The sequence below is a fragment of the Streptomyces sp. NBC_01335 genome, from assembly GCF_035953295.1.
Classification (GTDB): Bacteria; Actinomycetota; Actinomycetes; order Streptomycetales; family Streptomycetaceae; genus Streptomyces.
The window spans coordinates 1,675,865-1,695,087 of sequence record NZ_CP108370.1 but is presented as its reverse complement, the minus strand read 5'-3'; the positions used below and the strand labels follow the sequence as shown (position 1 = coordinate 1,695,087).

Below are 19,223 nucleotides of genomic sequence, written 5' to 3'. Positions count from 1 at the left end.
GGGTGCGAGCGGTGCGAGAGCGTACCAGCGCACCTCGGAAGCGCTGTGAAGCGGGTGTCACTCCAAGTAAGGCGTAACACGGCGAAAACCTGAACCCCCTTTCGACAGGGGAACATTCAGTCACTCGCCCCGCAGACCACTCACACCACGAGGAGCGCCATGCCGGACACGCCGGAAGCACCACAGGCACCAGCGGCACCCGAAACACCGGAAGCGCCGGCGGCACCGGAGACCGCGCCGGCCGCGGGCCCGACCGCGGCCCCCAGCAACGCGCTGGACCGCTACTTCGCGATCACCGCCCGCGGATCGAGCTTCGCCCGCGAGATACGCGGCGGCTTCGCGACCTTCTTCACGATGGCGTACATCCTGGTCCTCAACCCGATCATCCTCGGCTCGGCCGAGGACAAGTTCGGCGCGCACCTCTCCACGCCCCAACTCGTCACCGTCACCGCACTGGTGGCGGCGGTGATGACCGCGATCATGGGACTCGGCGGCAACCTCCCGCTCGCCATCGCCGCCGGCCTCGGCCTCAACGCGGTCGTCGCGTTCCAGATCGCCCCGCTGATGAGCTGGCCCGACGCGATGGGCCTGGTCGTCCTCGAAGGGCTCATCATCTGCGTCCTGGTCGTCACCGGGCTGCGCGAGGCCGTGATGCGCGCGATCCCGCCCGCCCTCAAGCAGGCCATCAGCGTCGGCATCGGGCTCTTCATCGCGTTCATCGGCTTCGTCGACGCCGGGTTCGTCACCCGCATCCCCGGCGAGACCGGCTCCACGCCCGTACAGCTCGGCGCGGTCGGACACCTCACCGGCTGGCCGGTGCTGGTCTTCTGCGTCGGCGTGCTGCTCACCGTCGCCCTGATGGCCCGCAAGGTGAAGGGCGCCATCCTCATCAGCATCGTGGTCAGCACCGTCCTGGCCGTCGTCGTCAACTCGATCGCCGACATCGCGCCGACCGCCTGGGGCCTGACCGTCCCCGAGGTCCCCGAGGACCTCGTCGCCGCCCCCGACTTCGGGCTCGTCGGCTCCTTCAGCCTCTTCGGCGCCTTCCAGCAGGTCGGCGTGGTCACCATCGTCCTGCTGATCTTCACCCTGATCCTCAGCGACTTCTTCGACACCATGGGCACGGTCGTCGGTGTCTCCCAGGAGGCCGGGCTGCTCGACGAGAAGGGCGACGTCCCGAACATCGGCCGCGTCCTCCTGATCGACGGAGCGGCCGCCGCCGTCGGCGGAGCCGCCTCGGCCTCCTCCAACACGGCTTACATCGAGTCGGCGGCCGGCGTCGGCGAGGGCGCCCGTACCGGCTTCGCCTCCCTGGTCACCGGCGCCCTCTTCGCCGTCGCGCTCTTCCTCACCCCGCTGGCCACCGTCGTCCCGGCCCAGGCCGCGGCCCCGGCGCTCATCGCGGTCGGCTTCCTGCTGATGGCGCAGGTCCGCCACATCGAGTGGGAGAGCTACGAGATCGCCATCCCGGCGTTCCTGACGATCGCCGTCATGCCGTTCACGTACTCCATCACCAACGGCATCGGCGCGGGCTTCCTCGCCTACGTCGTGATCAAGGCGGCCCTCGGCAAGGCGCGGGAGGTCCACTGGCTGCTGTGGGCCACCTCCGCCCTGTTCGTGGTGTACTTCGCGATCGACCCGATCGAGCAGCTGCTCGGCGTGAAGTGAGCCCCGGACACACGGCCGGCTGACCCGGTGGCGGGCGTCCACGCCTGAGGACGGACCCCGCCGCCGGTCATGCCGGTGAAGTCGGTTATGGTGCCTTCCGCTCCGAACGCCCGTCCACGGGCGCCGTCTTCCGTGCTCCGGCCGCGCTCCGACCACGCCCGGCACGGCTCACGGCCGGAGGCACGAATCCGAATGGGGTGGGGGATTGTCCAAGCACCGTTTGTCCAAGAAGGGCCGCTACATCGCCTGGGGGGCGGCGGCCGCGGTCGCCGTCGTGGGGTCCGGGTTCGTGGCCCAGACCTCGATGGCGGCCACCACCTGGCCCGCGCAGAAGACCTTCACGGGCCAGGCGTTCGACACCTGCACCGCGCCGTCGCTCGCCGCGATGAAGGCGTGGAAGGCCGACAAGTTCTACGGCGGCGCCGCCGTCTACATCGGGGGCAAGAACCGGGGCTGCGCCCAGCCCAACCTGACCTCTTCCTGGGTGAAGTCGGTCAACTCCGCGGGCTGGAAGCTCATCCCGCTCTACGTGGGCGCCCAGCCGCCGTGCCAGAAGAGCTCCAACCCGGAGAAGATGACCGCTGCCACGGCCGCCTCCCTCGGCGTCAAGGACGGCAACGACGCGGTCGCCAGGGCGGCGGCGCTCGGCATGAAGGCCGGCAGCCCGGTCTACCTCGACATGGAGCCGTACACGATCACGGACAAGGCGTGCAACGACGCGGTCCTGACCTACGTCCGCTCGTTCACCAAGACCCTGCGCGCCAAGACCTACCGGGCCGGGTTCTACGGCTTCAGCAGCTCCAGCGCCAAGGCCATCGCCACGGCGACCAACAAGACCGACCTGCCGGGCAACCTCTGGTACGCGCTCTGGGACGGCAAGTCCACCACCACGACCGACTGGCCGTGGAGCAAGACGCTCTTCACCGACCACAGCCGGGCCCACCAGTACAAGGTCAACAGCAAGGAGAAGCGCGGCGGTTACACCCTGACCGTCGACCGCGACTCCTGGGACGCCCCGGTCGCCCTCGTCGGCTGACCCGCACGCCCCGCACGGTACGGAGAACGGGCCGGCCCCCGTACCAGGGGGCCGGCCCGCTCTCACCCGGCGAGCGCCCGCTCTCACCCGGCGAGCGCCCGCCGTCATCCGGCGAGCGCCGCCCTCACCGCGCGAGCGCCGCCTTCATCATCTTCTGCGCGATGGGCGCGGCCAGGCCGTTGCCGCTGACCTCGGAGCGGGCCGCCCCCGAGTCCTCCACGACCACGGCGACCGCCACCTCCTTGCCGGAGGCGTCGTCCTTCGCGTACGAGGTGAACCAGGCGTACGGGGTGTTCCCGTTGTCCACGCCGTTCTGGGCCGTACCCGTCTTGCCGCCCACCTCGGCGCCGTCGATCCGGGCGTTGGTGCCCGTACCGTCCTCGACCACCGTCACCATCGCGCTGCGCAACTGGGCGGCGGTCCGCTCCGACACCACGCGCTCGGTGTCGCCGTCCGCGTACTCCTGGAGCGGCGAGCCCTTGGCGTCGGTGACCGAGGAGACCATGTGCGGGGCGGCCAGCTCGCCGTTGTCGGCGAGCGCCGCGGAGACCATCGCCATCTGCATCGGGGTGGCCGTCACCTCGAACTGGCCGATGCCGGTGAGCGCGGTCTGCGCGCTGTCCATCTTCTCCGGGTACACGCTCGCCGAGGCGCGCACCGGCACGTCGAGCTTCTCCACGTTGAACCCGAACTTCTCCGCCATCGCCCGCAGCTTCTCCTGGCCGAGGTCGGCCGCCACCTTGGCGAAGACGTTGTTGCAGGAGTACTGGAGCGCGGTGCGCAGGGTGGCGTTCTCGCAGGGCGCGGAGGCGCTCTCGTTCCGCAGGACGGTCGTGGTGCCGGGCAGGGTGAAGGGGTCGGGGCTGTCGGTGGCCTGGTCCACGGAGTCGTACAGGCCGTTCTCCAGCGCGGCCGACGCCACCACCAGCTTGAACGTCGAACCCGGCGCCAGCGGCTGCCGCAGCGCGCGGTTGACCAGCGACTTGTCGGGGTCGTCCAGCAGCTTCTGCCAGGCGTCCTGGTCCGTGGTCCCGCTGATCGTCGACGGGTCGTACGACGGGGTGGAGACCATGCCGAGGATCCGGCCGGTCTTCGGGTCCATCGCGACCGCCGCGCCCTTGTCGTCGCCGAGCGCCTCGTACGCCGCCTTCTGCACGTCCGGGTCGATCGTCGTCAGCACGTCGCCCGGCTTGGCCTGCTCGCCGGTGATCACGTCGGCGGGGTTCTTCAGCCGGTCGTCCGTGCCGTCGAGCACCGAGCCGTAGATGCCCTCCAGCTGGGTGGAGCCGTACGCCTGCGAGCTGTAGCCGGTGACGGCGGCATAGAGCGCGCCGTTCTCGTAGGTGCGTCTGTACGCGAGATCTCCGCTCTCCGTCCTCCGCGATCCGGTGACCGAGGAACCGGCCACGATGATGTCACCGAGCGGCTGCGCGTACTGCGCGATGGTGTTCCGCCGGTTGTTGCCGTTGTCCGCGAGTGCCTTCGCGTCGTACACCTGCACCCAGGTCGCCCGCACCAGCAGCGAGAGCACCAGGAGCAGGCAGAAGACCGAAGTACGCCTGATCGTCTTGTTCATCCCGATGGGGGACGAGCGGGAGAGCGGCGGATGTTCCCGGTTGTGCCGCTTCTCACCGATTTCTCAGGCGGCCCGGCCCGCCTTCCGGGAACCCGGCCGGTGCGGTCAGAGGCGGCGGGTCGCCAGCGTCAGCCGGTCGCGGGCGTCGAAGAGCGCGTCCTTCACCGTCTGCTCGTGGGCGGGGGTGAGCCGGGCGACCGGCACCGAGCAGCTGATGGCGTCGCGCGAGGGCGTCCGGTAGGGGATCGCCACGCCGAAGCAGCGCAGCCCCAGCGTGTTCTCCTCGCGGTCCACCGCGTACCCCTGCTCACGGATGGTGTGCAGTTCCTCGATGAGCTGCTCGCGGTCGGTCAGGGTGTGCTCGGTCAGCGCCGGGAGCGTCTCGGGGAGCATCTTGCGCACCTGCTCGTCGCTGTGGGTGGCCAGCAGCGCCTTGCCCAGCGAGGTGGAGTGGGCGGGCAGCCGGCGGCCGACGCGGGTGAAGGGGCGCAGGTAGTGCTGGGACTGCCTGGTCGCGAGGTACACCACGTTGGTACCGTCGAGCCTGGCCAGGTGGATGGTCTCCGTGGTGTCGTCGGAGAGCCGGTCGAGGGTGGGGCGGGCCGCCGCCACCACCTCGTCGCCGTCGATGTACGAGGTGCCGACCAGCAGGGCGCGCACCCCGATGCCGTACCGGGTGCCGGTGGCGTCGGTCTCCACCCAGCCGAGCTCGACGAGGGTGCGCAGCAGCATGTAGAGACTGGACTTGGGGTAGCCCACCGCCTCCTGCACGGCGGCGAGGGAGTGCATTCCGGGGCGCCCCGCGAAGTATTCGAGGAGCTCCACCGTCCGTACCGCGGACTTGACCTGCGCCCCACCAGACTCGGCAGCCGACATCGCCCTCGCCCCTTCCATACTTCTTCGAAATCCCGTGACTTCGCTGTGACTTCTTGCCTGTGACTTCTTGCCAACGCGGAACGCCCGGAAATAGAGTTCCAGGACATTCACGATGAGGAACGCTGTTCAGAATACCGAACAACTTCCTGGCGTGTGGCAGAGAGTACGGAAGGGAAAACGGTGGCAGCAGCACCAGTCTGGAGCGTCGACCCCCGCACCGGGAACCCGCGCGAGCAGGTTGCGGTGGAGGCTAGCGCGGAGGAGGTCGACCGCGTGGTGCGGGCGGCGTACGCCGTCCGCGACGCCCTCGCCGACCGCACCGTCCGCGCCGCCTTCCTGCGCACCGCGGCCGACCTGCTCGCCGGGGCCGAGGAGGACGCCGTCGCGACCGCCGACGCCGAGACCGCGCTCGGAGCGCCCCGGCTGACCGGCGAACTCGCCCGCACCGCGGAGCAGTTGCGGGCTTTCGCCGAGGTCGTCGACGAGGGTGCCTTCCTCGACATCCACATCGACCACGAGGACGCCGGCCGCACCCCGCCCTGGCCCGACCTGCGCCGCTGGAAGATCCCGCTCGGCGTCGTCGCCGTCTACTCGGCCAGCAACTTCCCGTTCGCCTTCTCCGTCGCCGGCGGCGACACCGCCAGCGCGCTCGCCGCGGGCTGCCCGGTCGTCGTCAAGTCGCACCCCGACCACCCGGCCACCTCCGAGCTGGCCGCCTCCGTGCTCCGCCGCGCCGCCGCCGCCCACCAACTGCCCGAGGACGTCGTCCAGCTCGTGCACGGCTTCGAGGCCGGCGTCGAACTCGTCCGCCACCCGCTGATCTCCGCGGCCGGCTTCACCGGCTCGATCCGCGGCGGACGCGCCCTCTTCGACGCGGCGGCGGCCCGCCCCGCGCCCATCCCCTTCCACGGTGAACTCGGCTCCCTCAACCCCGTCGTCGTCACCGAGGCCGCGGCGGCCGAGCGCGGCGAGCAGATCGGCGCCGGCCTCGGTTCCTCCATGACCATGGGCGCCGGGCAGTTCTGCACCAAGCCCGGCCTGGTCCTGGTCCCGGCGGACGAGAACGGCGACGGACTGGTGAAGACCCTCACCGCGACCGTCGGCGACACCGTCCCCGCCGTCATGCTCGACCACCGGATGCGCGACGCCTTCATCGCCGGAGTACGCGACCGGGCAGCCCTCCCCGACGTGGAAGCGCCCGTCACCCCCGGCGACGGCGGCGAACACGCCGTCGCCCCCGGCTTCCTCACCGTCCCGGCCGCCCGGCTCGCCGAGGACGGCCCGCACGAGGCGCTCCTGGAGGAGTGCTTCGGCCCGGTCACCGTCGTCGCCCGGTACGCCTCCGAGGACGAGGTCGCCGCCGTGCTCGGCCGCCTCCCCGGCAACCTCACCGCCACCCTGCACATCTCCGCCGAGGAAGAGGGAGGCGGCGCCGCCGGACTCCTCGCCGCCCTCACCCCGCTCGCCGGGCGCGTCCTCGTCAACGGCTGGCCCACCGGCGTCGCCGTCGCCCCGGCGCAGCACCACGGCGGCCCGTACCCGTCGACCACCTCCACCTCGACCTCGGTCGGCGCCACCGCCATCGAGCGCTGGCTGCGCCCGGTGACGTACCAGTCGACCCCCGAGGGCCTCCTCCCGCCCGAGCTCCGCGACGACAACCCGCTGGGCCTGCCCCGCCGGGTGAACGGATAACCACCATGACTCTGCGACTTCCCGAACTCCCCTTCGAGCTGGAGCCGTTCGGACCCGAGGGCAAGTGGACCTACGAGGACGGCGTACTGACCGGCCGCGCGGGTGCCCGGCAGGACCGCTTCGTACCGCCCGGCGGCGACTCCCTCGAACCGACGAGCGACGCACCGCGCCTGCTGGGCACCGCGCCCGCCGGTGACTTCCAGCTGCTCGCCCGGGTCAAGGTCGGCTTCGCCGGCGCCTACGACGCGGGCGTCCTCTACCTGCACGTCGGGGAGCGCGACTGGGCGAAGCTCTGCCTGGAACTCTCGCCCGCCGTCCCCACCATCTGCACGGTGGTCACCCGGGGCGTCTCCGACGACGTCAACTCCTTCACCGTGGACGGCGACACCTTCTGGCTCCGCCTCACCCGCAACGGCGGCGCCTTCGCCTTCCACGCCTCGCCCGACGGCGTCACCTGGACCTTCGTCCGGGTCTTCGCCCTCGGCGACCCGGAGGGCACGGCCTCCGCCTCGGTCGGCTTCCTCGTCCAGGCGCCCGTCGGCGACGGCTGCGAGGCGTCGTTCGACGAGATCGCGTTCCGTACGGAGGGCGTCGCCGACCTGCGCGACGGCAGCTGAACACCGCTCGTCGCCACCGGTCCGGCCCCTGCCCGCCGCCTTCTTCCGGCGGGCAGGGGCCGGACCCGCGCGTGCGGGCCCTCGGTGCGGCTCCTCGGTCAGCGGTCCACCGCCGGCAGCCGGTCCAGCCCCGTCTCCCGCAGCACCCGATCCACCGTGTCCGCGAGGGCGCTCGAAGCGCCGACGACGGTCTCCGCGCCGCCCGGCAGCAGATCGAGAGGCCGGTACCAGGAGAGCAGGTCGTCGACCCCCACCACCTCGGCGATCGGCTTGGTGGCGTGCCGCCGCAGCGTCTCCTCGAACGGCACGTCCAGGTAGTACCCGTACGTCGGACCGCGGTGGTCCGCGCGCAGCCGGGCGAGCATCCCGCCGTAGTGGTCGGCGTACAGGATGCCCTCCAGCACGACGTGGAACCCGGCGTCGAGGGCGTACCGGGCGACCGCGTCGATCAGCCCGACGTTCGCCGCCCCGGGCCGGTCACGCTCCCGCAGCACGGTCCGCCGCAGATTGTCCTGGCCCACCAGAGCCACCCCCCGGCCGAACCGCTCGCGCACCCCCGCCGCGACGGCCGACTTCCCGGAGGCGGAGTTCCCGCGCAGCACGACGAGACGGGTCTGGGCGGTGCCGGTTCTCATCCACGGGACTCTACGGACGCCGGTTTCCGGGCACACGGTGGTACGAGGAGATGTCACGCGCCGGCAGCCCACGCCGGTACGCGCCCCGCGCGGAACCGGCCCCGCGCGCCCCGCGTCCCCTCCGGCATGTCCCTCCTCATCCGCACCGCCACCCCCGCCGACCTGGACGCGATCGTCCGCCTTCACACCGAGGCCCGCGCCACCTACTACCGCGGGCACCTCGCGCCCGACGCGTACGCGGGCCCCGAGGAGGTCGGCCGGTCCGCCGCGGGCTGGGCGCGCGCCGTGGACGCCGAGCACGCCACCGTCCTCTGCGCGGAGCGCGACGGCGCCCTGGTGGGCGTCGCCGGTCACGCCGTACGCGACGGCGGCACCACCCTCACCCAGCTGCACGTGGACCCCTCGCAGTGGCGTACCGGCGTGGGCACCGCCCTCCACTCCGCGTGCACCGACGCCTGGCGCCGGGCCGGTGTCCGTACCGCGCGCCTGGAGGTGTTCGCCCCCAACACCCGCGCCCAGGCCTTCTACGCCCACCACGGCTGGACCGCCGACCCCGACACCCCGCGCGACGGCACCCACCTGGTGCTGCGGCTCGTCCTCGGCGACGGCTGAAACCGCCGCCCCGGGCTCAGGTCCGAGGCGCCGGGTGCGGGCGCAGGACCATGAGCGAGTCCTCCACGGCGGCCACCATGGCGAAGGGGAAACGGTCGAGTTCGAGGCAGAGCTCCACGTCGTCGGGGTGGACTCCCTCGCGCACCCCTTCCCTCAGCTCGGAGGCGGCGAGGGACTCCTCCCCGCGGCGGAGGAACTCGCCGGCGTCCCTCCCGGCCCCGTCGGCCCGCCCCGCGATGTACTGCGCGCACGCGAGATCCTCGTCGGCCCTTCCGTCCTCGCCGGTGACGACGAACGTGACGCTGCCGGTCCCGCTGGTCCGCAGGACCTCCGCCGTCGCCTCCGCGACCACGAAGCCGGCGCACAGCACCAGCGGCGCGTCCTTGACCGCGAGCGCGCCGACCGTCCCCGCCGTGGTCTTCTGCACCACGGTCCGCCCGCCGAGGTCGACCGAGCGCAGCAGACCCGGCGAGTTGACGGCGTCGAACCCGGGGGCGGGCGGACCGTCCTTCAGCGTCACCCACTCCGGGTGGCGGGCCTTGAGCGCCAGGGACTCCTCCAGCGACCCGGAGAGCACGATCTTCTCGGCTCCCCGGGCGAAGGCCCACGCGGCCACCGTGAAGGCGCGCATCACGTCGACCACGACCGCCACGGACGGGGTTTCGGCCAGTTCGTCGGTACCGAGGAAGAGGGCGTCCATGCCGCTCATGATCGCGCATCCCGGAGCGGGGGCGGTCGACACCACCCCGGCGATGGCCTCGGCGCCCCCCCCACCCGGGAATCCGCACAGCCGTTCCCGCGTTGTTCCCCCGGGCGCGGAGGGTCCTCCGCGCGTCACCGAGCCCGTCGAGGGAAGCACTCCGCCATGGGGGAGCTACCTCACGGGAAGAGCTGGAGAGAAGAGAGAATGCGCGTCGAGATCTGGAGCGACATCGCCTGCCCGTGGTGCTACATCGGGAAGGCCCGCTTCGAGAAGGGGCTGGCGGGGTTCGCCCACCGCGACCAGGTCGAGGTGGTGCACCGCTCCTTCGAGCTGGACCCGGGGCGCGCCAAGGACGACATCGCGCTGGTCGTGGACATGCTCGCGCAGAAGTACGGCCGCACCCGCGAGGAGGTCCTCGCGATGGAGGGCAACGTCGCCGCGAACGCGCAGGCCGAGGGGCTCGGGTACCGCAGCGAGGGCCGTGACCACGGCAGCACCTTCGACATCCACCGGCTGCTCCACCTCGCCAAGGCGCGCGGCCTCCAGGACGAGCTGCTGACCCTCGCCTACCGGGCGAACTTCGCCGAGGAGCGCTCCGTCTACCACGACGCGGTGCTGGTCGATCTGGCCGTCGAGGCCGGTCTCGACGAGGCCGAGGCCCGTGCGGTGCTCGCCGACCCGGCGGCGTACGCCGACGACGTACGCGCCGACGAGCGCGAGGCGTCCGAACTCGGCGCCAACGCCGTCCCGTTCTTCGTGCTCGACCGGCGGTACGGCATCTCCGGCGGCCAGCCCTCCGAGGTGTTCGCCCAGGCGCTGGAGCAGGCGTGGAAGGACCGCGAGGTCACCGCCCTCACCCCGATCGGCGACGACGCTGCCGCCTGCGACGCCGACGGCGCCTGCGAGGTCCCGCAGCCGGGTGGCGCCCCCGCCTGACGGCCGCGCGCGGCGCTGTTGCGGTGGGGAAGGGCCCAGACGGGGACATGCCCCCTTCCCCACTTCACCGCGCGGGTCGTATCAGGTGGCTGACGGCTTGCGTTCGGTCGCTCAGTTCCGCTGATCCAACGCGTCGGCGAAGGCGCGGAGGGCATCGGCCAGCTCTCGGTCGGTGGGCAGTTCATCCACCTTCTTCTCCAACTCGTCGATGCGCGCCGTCAGATCCTCCAGGCTCGGCGGAGCCGTGGATCCCCCCGTGGGGGCCGGGGACCCCGATGGTTCCGATCCGCCCGTCTCCGATCCGCCCGTCTCCGAACCGTCCGAGCTTCCCGTGTCCGTACCCGCGACGCCGCCCCCGTCTGGGGAGCCGCCATCGCTGGAGCCCTCGGCAGTGCTCCCCGAGCCGCTGACGGAACCACTGTCCCCGCCGCCGGTGTCCGCGCCCTCCGTGACCCCGACGGTGTCCGAGCCTCCTGTGTCTCCACCGGTGTCCGCGCCCCCTGTGACCCCGGCGGAGTCCGTGTCGGGTGCCACCGTCACCGGGGTCGTCTGCGTCGGACCGGAGTGTCCGCCGTCCTCGGCGGCCACGGCGATCGCCCCGCCGACCCCCAGCACCAGCGCCACGGTCGCGCCGACGAGTGCCACGGTCGTCCTCCGCGCCCGGACCTTCCTCATGTGCGTCATGCGACGGACAGGCCGTGTGTCGAAAGTGGCGCCATCCGCCCGAAGGGCGGGTCCGGCGGTGTCCGGTGCGTGCGATCGCAAGGCGGAGGGTCGCCCCGATACTGGGTGTATCGGGGTGATCCCGACAACGCGGCGAGCGGGCGTGCCGGGCGTCGCCGGACAGGCGGAACTTTCGACACACGGCCTAGCCACGGATCCGCGTGGAGGGATTTGTTCCGGCGAATCGACGCCCCGGCTCCTCCACACACGGCCCAGGCGCCTCGGCGAGTCGCTCTCCGTCTCGTTGACGGCCGGGTGGAAGTCGGCTCAGGCTGGGGCGTATGGAGACCACGCCGTTGAACCGGACGACCGAGCCGGGCGAGACAACTCCGCTGGGCCGTGCCGCAGCCGCCGAGTTCGCTCCCACCACCACCTACCTCAACACCGCCTCCGCGGGCCTGCTGCCCCGCCGTACCGTCGCCGCCGTCACCGACCTGGCCCGGGCCAACGCCGAGGGCGGGCCCGTGGGGGCCGGGGACTTCGAGGTGGTGGACGCCGCGCGGGCCGGGTTCGCCCGGCTGGCCGGTGTCGGAGCCGACCGGGTCGCCGTCGGGAGCTCGGTCGCGGTGCACGTGGGTCTGATCGCGGCCTCACTGCCCGCGTACGCCGAAGTGCTCTGCCCGGAGGGCGAGTTCAGCTCGCTGGTCGCCCCGTTCGCGCACCGGAGGGACCTGCGGGTGTCGTACGCCCCGCTCGCGGAACTGGCCGGGGCGGTGCGGCCCACCACCGCGCTGGTCGCCCTCTCCGCCGTGCAGTCCTCGGACGGCCGGGTCGCCGACCTCACCGCCGTACGGGCCGCCGCCACCGCGTACGGGGCCCGGGTGCTGCTCGACACGACACAGTCGGCGGGCTGGCTGGCGGTGGACGCCGGGGAGTTCGACTACACGGTGACCGGCGGGTTCAAGTTCCTGCTCTGCCCGCGCGGCGCCTCGTTCCTCACGGTGACCGAACAGGCGCAGGAGTCGCTGAAGCCGATCCACGTGGGGTGGGTCGCGGCCGAGGACACGGAGAACAGCACCTACGGCCCGATCGACCGACTCGCGCTCTCCGCACGGCGGTTCGACTCGGCGCCGGCCTTCCTCTCCTACTACGGGGCGGAGCGCTCACTCGCCCTGCTGGCGGAGATCGGCGCGGATGCCCTGTACGCGCACGCCACCAGTCTCGCCGCCCGCTTCCGCGCGGGGCTGGCGCGCCTCGGGCACCCCACGGTGCCGGGGGAGTCGGCGATCGTGGCGGTTCCCGGACTGGGCAAGCGCCAGGCGGAGTTGAGCCGGGCCGGCATCAGCGTCTCCGACCGCGCGGGAAATCTGCGGGCCGCCTTCCACCTCTACAACACCGAGGCCGACGTGGACCGGGCGCTCGACGTGCTCGGCTGAGATCCGCGACGGCACCTCGACGACTCGTCCTACGCCGACTCCCGCCGCACCAGCTCGGTGGGGAGGATCACCGCCGCCGGGTCCTCGCCGCCGATCTGGGCCAGCAGCACCCGTACCATCTCGGCGCTGATGCGGTCCCAGGGCTGCCGGATGGTGGTCAGCGCCGGGCGGGAGTCGAGCGCGGCCGGGGAGTCGTCGAAACCGCCGACCGCGATGTCCTCGGGGACCCGCCGCCCGGCCCGTTCCAGCGAGGTCAGCACGCCCTGCGCCATCAGGTCGGACGCGACGAAGACCGCGTCCAGGTCGGGGGCGCGCTCCAGCAGCAGGGTCCCGGCGGCCTCGCCGCCGGCCCGGCTGTAGTCGCCCGGGACGATCAGGTCCTCGTCCACGGGCAGCCCGCACTCGGCGAGCGTCTCGCGGTAGCCGGCGAGCCGCTCCACACCGCCCGGGGTGTCCAGAGGGCCGCTGACCGTACCGATCCGGCGGCGCCCCGACTCGTACAGGTAACGCACCATGTCCCGGGCGCCGTCCCGGTCGTCGGCCGCCACATAGCTGACCTTCGAGCCCTGCCCGAGAGGCTTGCCGCAGGTCACCACCGGTACGCCGGCCTCGTGGAGCTGGGCGACCACCGGGTCTCCCGAGTGGCTGGAGACCAGCAGCACGCCGTCCACGTGCCCCGCGATGTACCGCATGTTCCGGCGCCGCTCGGCCTCCGTACCCGCGATCATCAGCAGCAGCGGTACGTCGTGCGCGGCCAGCGCGCTCGTACAACCCCGCAGCAGCACATTGAAGTTGGGGTCCTCGAAGAACCGCTCCTGGGGCTCCGTCAGCAGGAACGCCACCGAGTCGGAGCGGCCGGTGATCAGCGACCGGGCGTGCCGGTTGACGGTGTAACCGGTCTTGCGGATGGCCGAGTTGACCGCTTCGAGGGCGGCCGGGCTGACGTTGTGGCCGCCGTTCAGCACCCGGGAGACGGTCCCGCGCGACACCCCCGCCTCGCGGGCCACGTCGTGGATCGTCGGCGGCCGGCGGCGTCCCCTTCCGGGCTGCCCGGAGGGCGGGGGAGGTTCAGTGCGGCTCATGGTGCGTGTTCTTTCGTTTTCGGGGCCCCCGGGTCGAGGAGGCGGGTCCGGCGGCCCCTGAGGGCATGGTCAGGACTTTACGGCGCCGGAGAGCAGGTCGAGACTCCAGAACCGCTGGACCACGAGGAAGAGCGCGATCAGCGGCAGGATCGCCAGCAGCGCACCGGTGATCACCAGCGTATAGAGCGCCGGCGTGTTCGAGCCCTGCTGGAGCAGGGTGAAGAGCCCGAGGGTGACCGGGAACTTCTCGTCGTCGCTGAGCATGATGTAGGGCAGCAGGAAGTTGTTCCAGATCGCGACGAACTGGAACAGGAACACCGTGACCAGCCCCGGCAGCATCATCGGCAGCGCGATCGTGCGGAAGATCCGCCACTCGCCGCCGCCGTCCATCCGGCCCGCCTCGATCACGTCGGGCGGCACCGCGGCCGTCGCGTAGATCCGGGCGAGGTAGACGCCGTACGGGGAGAGGAGGGTCGGCAGCAGCACCGAGAGGTACGAGTCCGTGAGGTCGGCCTTCGCGAGCAGCAGGTACTGCGGGACCGCCAGGATCACCGGCGGCATCAGCACCCCGGCGAGCAGGATGTTGAAGATCGACTCCCGGCCCCGGAAGCGGTAGACCGCCAGGGCGTACCCGGAGACCGCCGACACCGCCGTGGAGAGCAGGGCGCCCACCCCGGCGTAGAGGGCCGAGTTGCCCATCCACGTCCAGTAGACGCCGTCGCGGTACGCCGACAGGTCGGCGATGTTGTCCGTGAACCCGGAGCCGGGCAGGAAGGTGAAGGTGGAGAAGAGCTCGCTGCCGGACTTGGTCGACGCCACGACCACCCAGAGCACCGGCAGCAGGCAGTAGACGGCGCCCAGCAGCAGCGCCGCGGTGGGGATCGCGGCGAACCGGCGCGGGGCGCGGGCGGCGCGGGTGGCGCCGGACGTGCCGGAGGTCCGGGCGGTGGCCGGGAGGGTCTGCGTACTCATCGTGCATCACCCTGCTTGGTACGGGAGTTGGCGGCCCGGAGGAAGCCGAAGGACAGGGCGAGGGTGGCGACGGCGATGATGACCGCCTGGGCCGCCGCCGCGTAGATGTCGTTGTTGACGAAGGCGTCCTGGTAGACCTTCATCAGCGGACTCCAGGTGGTGGAGAGGGAGTTGGTGAGCGGCTTGAGCGTGGTCGGCTCGCTGAACACCTGGAGGGTGGCGATGATGGAGAAGAAGAACGTCAGCACCAGCGAGGGCGCCACCATCGGGATCTTGATCCGCAGCGCGGTCTGCCACTGCGAGCAGCCGTCCAGCCGGGCCGCCTCGAAGACCTCGGCGGGGATCGCCCGCAGCGAGGTGTAGATGACGATCATGTTGAAGCCGGTGCCGCCCCAGACCGCGATGTTGGCGAGCGAGGCGTAGAGCGGCCCGCCGTCCAGCAGGTCCGGCTGCGGCAGCCCGAGGCGGTCCAGCACCCAGAAGAACGGACTGACGTCGGGCAGGTAGAGGAACCCCCACATCAGCGCGGCCACCACCCCGGGGATGGCGTACGGCAGGAAGATCGCCAGCCGGGTGAAGCCGCGCAGCCGGACCCGCTCGGTGTCCAGCAGCAGGGCGAACAGCAGCGCGAGGCCGAGCATCACGGGCACCACGATCAGGCCGTAGCCCAGGATGCGCAGCGCGCCGTGCAGCAGTTCGGAGTCGGAGAGGGCGTCCTTGTAGTTGGTGAGGCCGGCCCAGACCTCGTCGCGGGCGCCCTTGCCGAGGCCGAGGCCCTCGACCTCGGTGCGGCGGAAGCTGAGATAGAGGGCGTAGCCGATGGGCAGCGCGAAGAAGAGCAGGAAGAGCAGGGTGGCGGGGACCAGGAAGGCGTACGGGGCGCTCTTGACCCCGTACGACCCACTGCGGCGTGCGCGTGTCACTCGGAGACTCCGAAGCCCTGCTTCTTCAGGTCGGCGACGGTGGCGTCCTGCATCGCGGTCAGCGCCGTGCCGAAGTCCGACTTGTCCTTGGCGGCCTTGGCGAACTCGTCCTTGAAGGCGGTGTACGCGACGTTGACGTTCGGGCCCCAGGCGGCGGGCGCCGTGCCCTTCGCGATCTCGGAGGCCTTGGTGTAGAAGTCGGGCTGGTTGGAGAAGTACGCCGGCGGCGCGGAGAGCGCGCCCCCGGTCTGCGCGGCGGTCGCGGCGGGGTAGATGCCGGACTCCTTCACCAGCGCGGCGAGCGCGGTGGGGTCGGTGTTCAGCCACTTCGCGAACGTCGCCGCCGCGCCCTTGTTCTTCGAGTCGTTGGTGACGGCGGTGGAGGACCCGCCCCAGCTGCCGGTGACGTTCTGGCCCGCCGTCCACTGGGGGAGCGGGGCCATGGCCCACTTGCCCGCCGTGTCGGGAGCCGCCGTGGTCAGGGTGCCGGGGGCCCAGACCGCGCTGACCCAGGCGATCTGCTTGCCGGTGTCGAGCGCCTTGTTCCAGGAGGGGGTGTACATCGGCTGGTTGTCGATCGCCCCCTCCTTCACCAGGCCGCCCCAGAAGTCGGCGACCTTCTGGGTCGCCGCGTCGTCGATGGCGACCTTCCACTTGTCGTCACCGGTGGTCCACCACTGGGCGCCGGCCTGCTGGGCGAGGCCCGCGAAGAGCCCGGAGTCGTTCGAGGAGAACGTCGTCAGGTCGGTGTCCGGCGACTTCTTCTTCAGCGCGCGGGCCGTCTCGGCGAACTCGTCCCAGGTGGTCGGGACGGTCAGCCCGTACTTCTCGAACAGGTCCTCGCGGTAGTAGAACATCAGCGGGCCGGAGTCCTGCGGCAGCGCGTACAGGGCGTCCGTGCCCAGCGTCGCCTGCTGCCAGATCCCTTCCGCGAACGCGCTCTCGGCGTCGCCCGCCTCCTTCGAGATGTCCGCGAGGACGTCGTTGGAGACCAGCGTGGGCAGCGCCTGGTACTCCGCCTGCACCAGGTCGGGTGCCTTGTGCGCCTTGGCCGCGGTGATGATCTTGGTGACCAGGTCGTCGCCCGACGCCTGCTTCTTCACCGTGACCGTGATGCCGGCCTTCTTGCCCTCGCCCTTGTTCCAGATGTCCGCGACCTTGTCGAGGCCGGGCGCCCAGGACCAGTAGGTGAGCTGCGCGGGACCGGCGGCGGCGGGCGCGTCACCCTTCCCGTCGTCCGACGAGCCGCAGCCGGTGAGGAGGGCGGAGGCGGCGAGGACGACGGCCGTGGACAACGCGACGTTGCGGTGCTTCATGGTTTTCCCCTGACGAGAACCGAGGGTTCAGCGCGGTAGATGCGCTGTGAGCGTTCACAGTAGAGAAACGGAACCGACACTTGTCAATGGTTGTAACTGTGCGGTTATCTTGGCTCCACACCGCCGAACGGTTGTGTGCACGTTCCCAGCATCGTGCACACAAGGGGTCGAGGAGCGTCGTCGCAGGGTGGCGGTGCCACCGCAGGACCGACCGGTCGGGGTGCACCCGTACCGCCCGGTGACGGGCCGCCGCCGGACCGGCGGCGGGCGACCGCCGTCACCGCCGAGAACGCCAGGAGACCCCCATGTCCCACACCGCTCCCCGAGGTCTGGACCGGCTCGCCTTCGGCGGCGACTACAACCCGGAGCAGTGGCCCGAGGAGATCTGGCCCGAGGACGTGCGGCTCATGCGCGAGGCCGGCGTGACCATGGTCAGCGTCGGGATCTTCTCCTGGGCCCTGCTCGAACCCGAGCCCGGCGCCTACGACTTCGGCTGGCTCGACCGCGTACTCGACCTGCTCCACGAAGGCGGCATCCGCGTCGACCTCGGTACCCCGACCGTCGCCCCGCCCGCCTGGTTCTACCGCGCTCACCCCGAGGCGCTCCCGGTCAACCGCGACGGGGTCCGGTACGCCTTCGGCTCACGCGGCGCCATCTGCCACAGCAACCCCGACTACCGCGCCGCCGCCGCCCGCATCACCGAGGAGATCGGCCGCCGCTACGCCGGCCACCCCGCCCTCGCCCTCTGGCACGTCCACAACGAGTACGGCGTCCCCGTCTCCGCCTGCTACTGCGACAACTGTGCCGCCCACTTCCGCCACTGGCTCACCGCCCGCCACGGATCGGTCGACGCCGTCAACAAGGCCTGGGGCACCGCCTTCTGGGGCCAGCACTACCGCACCCTCGACGAGATCGACCCGCCGCGCACCACCCCCACCGTCGGCAACCCCTCCCAGCAGCTGGACTACCGCCGCTTCGCCGACGCCACCCTGCGGGAGAACTTCACCGCCGAACGCGACATCCTGCACCGGCTCGCCCCCGGCATTCCGGTCACCACCAACTTCATGACCGCGCTCAGCCAGTGCGACTCCATCGACTACTGGGCCTGGGGCCGCGAGGTCGACCTCGTCACCAACGACCACTACCTGATCACCGACGGCCGCCGCACCCACGTCAACCTCGCGATGGCCGCCGACCTCACCCGCTCCGTCGCGGGTGGCGCCCCCTGGCTGCTCCTCGAACACTCCACCAGCGGCGTCAACTGGCAACCCCGCAACCCCGCCAAGAGCCCCGGAGAGATGGCCCGCAACAGCCTCGCGCACGTGGCCCGCGGCTCCGACGGCGCCATGTTCTTCCAGTGGCGCCAGTCCCGCGGCGGCGCCGAGAAGTTCCACTCCGCGATGCTGCCGCACGGCGGCACCGACACCCGGATCTGGCGCGAGGTCACCCGGCTCGGCGCCGGCCTCGGCCTCCTCGACGGCATCCGGGGCACCCGCACGGTCGCCGACGCCGCGATGGTCTGGGACTGGCAGTCCTGGTGGGCCCAGTCCCTGGAGTGGCGCCCGAGCCAGGACCACGACGCCCGCGAGCGCGCCGACGCCTACTACCTCTCGCTCTACGACCGCCACCTCACCGTGGACTTCGCCCACCCCGAGGCCGACCTCTCGGCCTACCCGCTGGTCGTCGTACCCGCCCTCTACCTCGCCACCGAGCAGGCGGGGGAGAACCTGCGCCGGTACGTCGAAGGGGGCGGCACCCTCGTCGTCTCGTACTTCTCCGGCATCGTGGACCCCGACGACAACGTCCATCCCGGCGCCTACCCCGGCGTACTGCGCGACGTCCTCGGGCTCACCGTCGAGGAGTTCTCCCCGCTCGGCGAGGGCGACACCGTCCGCCTCACCACCCCCGAGGGCGCCCCCGAAGGCCCCGCCCTCACCGGCGACCTCTGGTCGGACGTGGTCGTCCCGCGCGGCGCCGAGACCGCCTGGTCGTACGCGGACGGGGTCGCCGCGGGCCGCCCCGCCGTCACCCGCAACCGCCTCGGCGACGGCACCGCCTGGTACGTCTCCACCCGCCTGTCCGGCGCCGGCCTCGACGCCGTACTCGACCGCGCCTGCGCGGACGCCGGGATCACCCCGCGCACCTCGCTCCCGCACGACGTCGAGGTGGTCCGCCGCACCGGAGAGAGGGGCAGCTACCTCTTCGTCATCAACCACACCGGGGGCGACACCAAGGTGCCCCTCGACGCCCCCGGCACCGAACTCCTCACCGGCGAGCCCGCCTCCGGACACCTCGCCGTCCCGGCGGGCGCGGTCCGGGTCGTACGGCTCGACGCCTGAGGCGCACCACCGCACCACCAGCCCCCCACGTACCACCCGCACCACCCCCGTATCCCGCACGACGGTCGAAGGGACATCGACGACGATGTACGGAAAGACGCTGTTCGGCAGGACGAAGGACGAACCGGGAGCGGCGGCCCG

At 71.9% G+C, this 19,223-nt stretch carries 17 protein-coding genes; 8 read left to right on the top strand and 9 right to left on the bottom strand.

Annotation, left to right across the window (positions count from 1 at the left end; all coding sequences use genetic code 11):
* Nucleotides 1-159 precede the first annotated feature (159 nt).
* Entirely contained in the window at nucleotides 160-1,668 is a 1,509-nt protein-coding gene (locus OG599_RS07015; RefSeq protein ID WP_327175076.1) for an NCS2 family permease, read from the top strand.
* A gap of 205 nt (nucleotides 1,669-1,873) precedes the next feature.
* Nucleotides 1,874-2,704, top strand: coding sequence for a glycoside hydrolase domain-containing protein (locus tag OG599_RS07010; RefSeq protein WP_327175075.1), 831 nt, complete (start codon nucleotides 1,874-1,876; stop codon nucleotides 2,702-2,704).
* Nucleotides 2,705-2,828: 124 nt separating this feature from the next.
* On the opposite strand, the gene OG599_RS07005 is transcribed toward OG599_RS07010, so the two are convergent.
* Together OG599_RS07005 and OG599_RS07000 are read right to left on the bottom strand one after the other, a co-directional pair.
* The gene (locus OG599_RS07005) at nucleotides 2,829-4,280 is read right to left on the bottom strand and encodes a peptidoglycan D,D-transpeptidase FtsI family protein (RefSeq protein ID WP_327175074.1); all 1,452 of its coding nucleotides are present in this window, start codon (nucleotides 4,278-4,280) and stop codon (nucleotides 2,829-2,831) included.
* A 105-nt stretch (nucleotides 4,281-4,385) separates the two neighbouring features.
* Entirely contained in the window at nucleotides 4,386-5,156 is a 771-nt protein-coding gene (locus OG599_RS07000) for an IclR family transcriptional regulator (protein ID WP_327175073.1), read from the bottom strand.
* Nucleotides 5,157-5,336: 180 nt separating this feature from the next.
* Between OG599_RS07000 and OG599_RS06995 the strand changes: the two genes are divergently transcribed.
* Together OG599_RS06995 and OG599_RS06990 are read left to right on the top strand one after the other, a co-directional pair.
* A complete protein-coding gene (locus OG599_RS06995; RefSeq protein WP_327175072.1) occupies nucleotides 5,337-6,848 on the top strand; it encodes an aldehyde dehydrogenase (NADP(+)) in 1,512 nt (503 codons plus the stop codon).
* Between the two features lie 5 nt (nucleotides 6,849-6,853).
* Entirely contained in the window at nucleotides 6,854-7,465 is a 612-nt protein-coding gene (locus OG599_RS06990; protein WP_327175071.1) for a DUF1349 domain-containing protein, read from the top strand.
* A gap of 98 nt (nucleotides 7,466-7,563) precedes the next feature.
* Here the strand turns inward: OG599_RS06990 and OG599_RS06985 are convergent, their stop codons facing one another.
* Entirely contained in the window at nucleotides 7,564-8,100 is a 537-nt protein-coding gene (locus OG599_RS06985; RefSeq protein ID WP_327175070.1) for an AAA family ATPase, read from the bottom strand.
* Nucleotides 8,101-8,226: 126 nt separating this feature from the next.
* Here OG599_RS06985 and OG599_RS06980 point away from each other — a divergent pair, with 126 nt between their 5' ends.
* Nucleotides 8,227-8,712, top strand: coding sequence for a GNAT family N-acetyltransferase (locus tag OG599_RS06980; RefSeq protein ID WP_327175069.1), 486 nt, complete (start codon nucleotides 8,227-8,229; stop codon nucleotides 8,710-8,712).
* A 16-nt stretch (nucleotides 8,713-8,728) separates the two neighbouring features.
* On the opposite strand, the gene OG599_RS06975 is transcribed toward OG599_RS06980, so the two are convergent.
* On the bottom strand, nucleotides 8,729-9,412 hold the full coding sequence (locus OG599_RS06975) for a 2-phosphosulfolactate phosphatase (protein ID WP_327179949.1): 684 nt from the start codon (nucleotides 9,410-9,412) through the stop codon (nucleotides 8,729-8,731).
* Between the two features lie 207 nt (nucleotides 9,413-9,619).
* On the opposite strand from OG599_RS06975, the gene OG599_RS06970 reads away from it, so the two are divergent.
* The gene (locus tag OG599_RS06970) at nucleotides 9,620-10,351 is read left to right on the top strand and encodes a DsbA family oxidoreductase (RefSeq protein WP_327175068.1); all 732 of its coding nucleotides are present in this window, start codon (nucleotides 9,620-9,622) and stop codon (nucleotides 10,349-10,351) included.
* A 111-nt stretch (nucleotides 10,352-10,462) separates the two neighbouring features.
* On the opposite strand, the gene OG599_RS06965 is transcribed toward OG599_RS06970, so the two are convergent.
* Nucleotides 10,463-10,996 carry a hypothetical protein gene (locus OG599_RS06965; protein ID WP_327175067.1) on the bottom strand — a complete coding sequence of 178 codons (534 nt, stop codon included), beginning with the start codon at nucleotides 10,994-10,996 and terminating at the stop codon, nucleotides 10,463-10,465.
* Nucleotides 10,997-11,355: 359 nt separating this feature from the next.
* Here OG599_RS06965 and OG599_RS06960 point away from each other — a divergent pair, with 359 nt between their 5' ends.
* Entirely contained in the window at nucleotides 11,356-12,450 is a 1,095-nt protein-coding gene (locus OG599_RS06960) for an aminotransferase class V-fold PLP-dependent enzyme (protein ID WP_327175066.1), read from the top strand.
* A gap of 29 nt (nucleotides 12,451-12,479) precedes the next feature.
* On the opposite strand, the gene OG599_RS06955 is transcribed toward OG599_RS06960, so the two are convergent.
* From OG599_RS06955 to OG599_RS06940, 4 genes are all read right to left on the bottom strand, one after another.
* On the bottom strand, nucleotides 12,480-13,532 hold the full coding sequence (locus tag OG599_RS06955) for a LacI family DNA-binding transcriptional regulator (protein ID WP_327175065.1): 1,053 nt from the start codon (nucleotides 13,530-13,532) through the stop codon (nucleotides 12,480-12,482).
* Nucleotides 13,533-13,601: 69 nt separating this feature from the next.
* Nucleotides 13,602-14,504 carry a carbohydrate ABC transporter permease gene (locus tag OG599_RS06950; RefSeq protein WP_327175064.1) on the bottom strand — a complete coding sequence of 301 codons (903 nt, stop codon included), beginning with the start codon at nucleotides 14,502-14,504 and terminating at the stop codon, nucleotides 13,602-13,604.
* Nucleotides 14,501-15,427, bottom strand: a complete 927-nt coding sequence (locus OG599_RS06945; protein ID WP_327175063.1) for a carbohydrate ABC transporter permease — start codon at nucleotides 15,425-15,427, stop codon at nucleotides 14,501-14,503. Before OG599_RS06945 ends, OG599_RS06950 begins: the two co-directional genes overlap by 4 nt.
* Nucleotides 15,424-16,743 (bottom strand): ABC transporter substrate-binding protein, encoded by a 1,320-nt coding sequence (locus OG599_RS06940; RefSeq protein ID WP_327175062.1) that lies wholly within the window; start codon nucleotides 16,741-16,743, stop codon nucleotides 15,424-15,426. Before OG599_RS06940 ends, OG599_RS06945 begins: the two co-directional genes overlap by 4 nt.
* Before the next feature lie 305 nt (nucleotides 16,744-17,048).
* Here OG599_RS06940 and OG599_RS06935 point away from each other — a divergent pair, with 305 nt between their 5' ends.
* Nucleotides 17,049-19,082, top strand: coding sequence for a beta-galactosidase (locus OG599_RS06935; RefSeq protein WP_327175061.1), 2,034 nt, complete (start codon nucleotides 17,049-17,051; stop codon nucleotides 19,080-19,082).
* Nucleotides 19,083-19,223: the final 141 nt, after the last annotated feature.